This window comes from Longimicrobiaceae bacterium (genome assembly GCA_035936415.1).
Lineage (GTDB): Bacteria > Gemmatimonadota > Gemmatimonadetes > Longimicrobiales > Longimicrobiaceae > JAFAYN01.
Genome location: DASYWD010000346.1, coordinates 1 through 4269, shown reverse-complemented (window position 1 = coordinate 4269; position 4269 = coordinate 1). Strand labels below are relative to the sequence as shown.

3 protein-coding genes are annotated in these 4269 nt (G+C 74.3%); 2 read left to right on the top strand and 1 reads right to left on the bottom strand.

The genetic code is table 11. The features are described 5' to 3' along the window. A partial coding sequence (locus VGR37_14070) for a hypothetical protein (protein ID HEV2148525.1) occupies nucleotides 1–428 on the bottom strand: 428 nt, incomplete at its 3' end. A 188-nt stretch (nucleotides 429–616) separates the two neighbouring features. Here VGR37_14070 and VGR37_14065 point away from each other — a divergent pair. Next, nucleotides 617–2518 carry an Ig-like domain-containing protein gene (locus tag VGR37_14065; GenBank protein ID HEV2148524.1) on the top strand — a complete coding sequence of 634 codons (1902 nt, stop codon included), beginning with the start codon at nucleotides 617–619 and terminating at the stop codon, nucleotides 2516–2518. A 10-nt stretch (nucleotides 2519–2528) separates the two neighbouring features. Next, the gene (locus tag VGR37_14060; GenBank protein ID HEV2148523.1) at nucleotides 2529–4193 is read left to right on the top strand and encodes an Ig-like domain-containing protein; all 1665 of its coding nucleotides are present in this window, start codon (nucleotides 2529–2531) and stop codon (nucleotides 4191–4193) included. Nucleotides 4194–4269 lie beyond the last annotated feature (76 nt).

Sequence of the window (4269 nt, the reverse complement as noted above, 5' to 3'; positions counted from 1 at the left end):
CGCTCCAGGCTCTCGGCCATGCGCTGCAGCCGCTTCGCCTGCTGCATCAGCGCGCGCGCCTGGTCCTGCAGGTCGTCGGCCAGCTCCAGCAGCTCGTCGGCGCTCGCCACGCGGGGCGCGGAGGAGCGCCGCGGCTCGTCCGAGTCGTCCCGCGGGCGGGACGGGCGGCGGTCGGAGGACCCGCGGGAGGGGCCGCGGCGTGAGGGCTCTTTCATCGTACCTTGCCGGTCGTCGTGGACGGGTGCTTCCTGCCGCTCGGGGGGTCCTGCACGTCGCGCACCGCCGGGGCGCGCATCGCCCTTGAGGGCCGAGCGCGCGCGCAGCCGCGCGCGGACCTCGCTCCAGGTGGGCGGCGACGACCCGGCGCCCAGCTCGTCGAAGCCGCGCTCCAGGTCGCGGCGCCCGGGGCGGTCGCTGCGTGGCGCCATGGCGGTGGGCTCCAGGGAGAGGTGAGGGCGGGTGCCGGACGCGCCGGGCTCCCATGCGTACAAGGTAACGTGGTCGGGCGCGCGGCGGGACTCCGGTCCCTCCCGGGCCTGCGTGACGCGGCGGCACGACGCTTCGTCTTTCGCCCGGAGGCAGGTACGTTCCGGCTCTCGACCCACACACGATCCTCATGCGACACACGTTCTCCACTTCCCTGCTGCTCTGCGTGGCCCTCGCGGCCGGCTGCAGGGACTCGACCGGCGTGGGCGGGGACTCCCGCGCCCCCGTGCTCCACCTCCAGGCGCCCGCGGCGGGCACGGACGTGACCGGAGACTCGGTGCGGGTGGCCGGGAGCGCCGTGGACGACCGGGGGATCGCACGGCTCACCTACACCCTGAACGGCGGAGAGGAGCAGGCGGTGGAGGCCGGCGGCGGCCCCTCCGTGCCCTTCGGCTTCACGGCGCGGGGCACCGCCCTCGGGGCCAACCAGCTCACCGTCCACGCCTACGACGCGGCGGGGAACCGGGGGAGCGCCACCGTCGCCTTCACCGTGCGCGACGCGTCCCCCCCGACGGTGCGGGTGGAGTCTCCCGGCGAGGGCGAGTGGACGGGGCGCGACTCGGTGACGATCACCGGGACCGTCACCGACGACCGCCGGGTGACGCGCCTGAGCTGGGCGCTGGATGGCGGTGCGGAGCAGGCCGTGGAGGTCACGCCGGGGCGGACGGTGTCCTTCCGCATCGCCGCCCGCGGCGTGGGCCCCGGCGAGCACCGGCTGACAGTGACCGCCCAGGACGAGGCGGGGACGCGGGGGAGCGCCACCGTGGCGTTCACCGCCGGGAGCGCGGACGTGCGGCTCACCACGCCGCTTTCGGGGACGGTGCAGGGCTCCTTCGCGGCCCCCCTGTTCGGCTACGTGGACTCGCCGGTGCCGGTGGCCCGCCTCACCTACTCCGTGAACGGCGGGGCCGAGCGCCCCTTCTGCCATCCCCCCTACAAGTACGGCCCCACCTGCCTGGGATACCCGCAGGGGCGGAGCACCCTGACCTGGGAGGCGGACAGCCTCCCCCAGGGCGACGTGGTGGTGCGGGTCTTCGCCTACGACGCCCAGCAGCGCCGGATCGGGGCGGACCGGGTGGACTTCCGGGTGCGCGTCCCCGTCCGGTACTACCGGGCCACGCCCGTGCGCGCGGACGCCGCCAAACCGCTGTACGCGACGGACCTGAACGAGCGCGGGCAGGTGACGGGCGTGGCCGGCGACTGGACGCAGCGGACGGTGTTCTTCTGGGACGCCGGGCGGTTCACCGACTCCGGCGCGCGCGCGGAGACGCACCCCGTGCCGCCCCTGCTGAGCGACAGCGGGACGGTGGCGTTCATGCCGCCGGGAGCCGAGGGGGTGTGCAGCCGCGTCTTCACCTGGACGCCGGGCGAGGCGCCACGGCAGGTCACCACCTCGAACGGGGGGTGCCACACCCTGTCCGACGTGAACGGCGCCGGGAAGCTCCTTCTCTGGGACACGAACCCGGTCACCGTGGAGGGGAGGAGCCAGCGCGCGCTGACCCTCCACCGCGGGGCGGTCACGCTGCTCCACCCGAACGTGCAGGGGCTCCTGCTCAACGACGCGGACCAGGTGGTCGGGGCGTCGCGCCCCCCGCACGGCTACGGGTACGGAGCCCCGTACGGCTGGCTCTCCCCGGAGGCCTTCCGCCCGTTCGGCGGCACCTGCGCCCCGAAGGCGCTGAACGACCGCGGCGACGTGCTCTGCACGGGCGGGAACGGCTGGGTCCTCACCGACGGCCGCGAGATCCATCTCCCGCGGGTCGGGCGCTCCGGGTCCAACCAGCCGGTGTCCATCAACGACCGGATGCAGGTGGTCGGCGGATACACCTACTACCAGTCGCCGACGCAGCACGTCGCGGTCCGGCGTCTCTTCCTCTGGGACGGCGGCGTGGCCCACTCCGTCGAGATCCGCGAGGGCGACTGGCAGTACCTGACGCCCGTGAAGGTCAACCGGGCCGGGACCATCCTGGCCAGGGGGGTGCGGACGGGCTCGCAGACCGAGGAGACCCTCCTGCTCACCCCCGAGTCGTAGGAGGCCCGGGATGACCAACCCACTTGCAGACTCGCTCCCGATGAACGTCTCGCGCATGGCCGCGGCCGCGCTCGCCCTGGGGCTCCTGGCGGGGTGCAGGGACGCCACCCTGCCCCCGGCCCCGGACACCACCCCGCCCACCCTGCAGCTGGAGCTCCCCGCCGCGGGGGACGTGGTGGGGCCCGACTCGGTGGTGGTCCGCGGGAGCGCCGCGGACTCCACGGCGGTGGAACGCGTCACCTATGCGCTCGGCACCGGCGCCGAGCAGCCGGTGACGGTCACGCCGGGCACGAAGGTGGACTTCCGCTTCACCCTGAAGGGTCTCCCCGCGGGGGAGACGCAGCTCACGGTGTACGCCTACGACCGCGCGGGGAACCGGGCCGGCCTCCCGGTCGCCTTCACCACCGCGAGCGCCACAGTGCGCCTCACCGCGCCGGACCCGGAGGTGCCGCTGCGGACCTTCGCCGCCTACCTGCACGGCGAGGTCGCCTCCCCGGTGCCGGTGGCGCGCCTCACCTACGCGGTGAACGGAGGCGCGGAGCGGCCCATGTGCCAGAGCGCCACCCGCTGCCTCGCCCTGGCCGCGGGGACGGAGCGCTTCGCCTGGGAGGTCGACGGGCTCCCGCAGGGGGCGGCGCGGATCACGGTGTTCGCCTACGACGCCGCGGGGAAGAAGGTGGGCCGGGGGGAGACGGCCCTAGAGGTGCGCGTCCCCGCGCGGCGCTACACCGTCACCTACCTGGGGACGCTGGGCGGGAGCGACAGCCACGGCGCCGACCTGAACGGGAAGGGGCAGGTGGTGGGGCACTCCACCACCGCAGCGGGCGCGACGCACGCCTTCTTCTGGGAGGCGGGGAAGATGACCGACATCGATCTCGGTCTGGGAACGGAGAGCCGGGCGGTGGCGCTCAACGACAGCGGGCAGGTGGTGGGCACCTTCACGCGCGAATGCCCGTACTCCTTCATCCGCGGGCCCGGCGTGCCGGAAGGCTACCAGGTCGTTGGGAGCTGCGGCGTCCGCGCGATGGACATCAACAACCGCGGACAGGTGCTGGTGAGCTGGTTCGAAGGGTACCCCACGCACACCGGGATCTGGCAGAACGGGTCGTTCGCGCTGCTCCAGAACTACCGCTACTATAGCCAGGACCCGCAGGGCCTCTTCCTGAACGACGCGGGCCGGGTGCTCGGCTCGTTCCTCTCCAGCGTCTCGGGGCCGCTGGTGCGCCGCTACGCCTGGCTGAACACCGGCAGCAGCCCGGAGACCATCTATCCCGTACACGTGACCCCGCGGGCGGTGAACGACCGGGGCGAAGTGGCCTACTCCTGCTCCGAGCCCGGAGGGGAGCGGTGCGACGGGTTCGTGGGGCGGGGCCCCCACGGCTTTCCCCAGGACGCGATCCCGCAGGTCGGCCGGACCCACAGCAACCTCCCCGCGGGCATCAACAACCGCACGCAGGTGGCGGGGACCTACGCGTGGTCGCGGTCCCACACCGGAGAGGAGGTCCGCCGTCCCTTCCTGTGGGAGAGCGGGAACTCCTACGCGGTGGTGCCCACCGACGCGGCCTGGGAGATCGACGGGGTGAGCGCCATCAACGACGCGGGCGTCATCCTGGCCCACGGGAAGAACCGCGGCACCGGCGCGTCGGGGGCAGTGCTGCTCACCCCCGCCCCGTGACGGGCGCCTAGCCGGCCAGCGCCGCCGCCAGCGCGGCGAGCGCCGCGACGAGGGAGGCCAGCGCGACGCCCAGGGC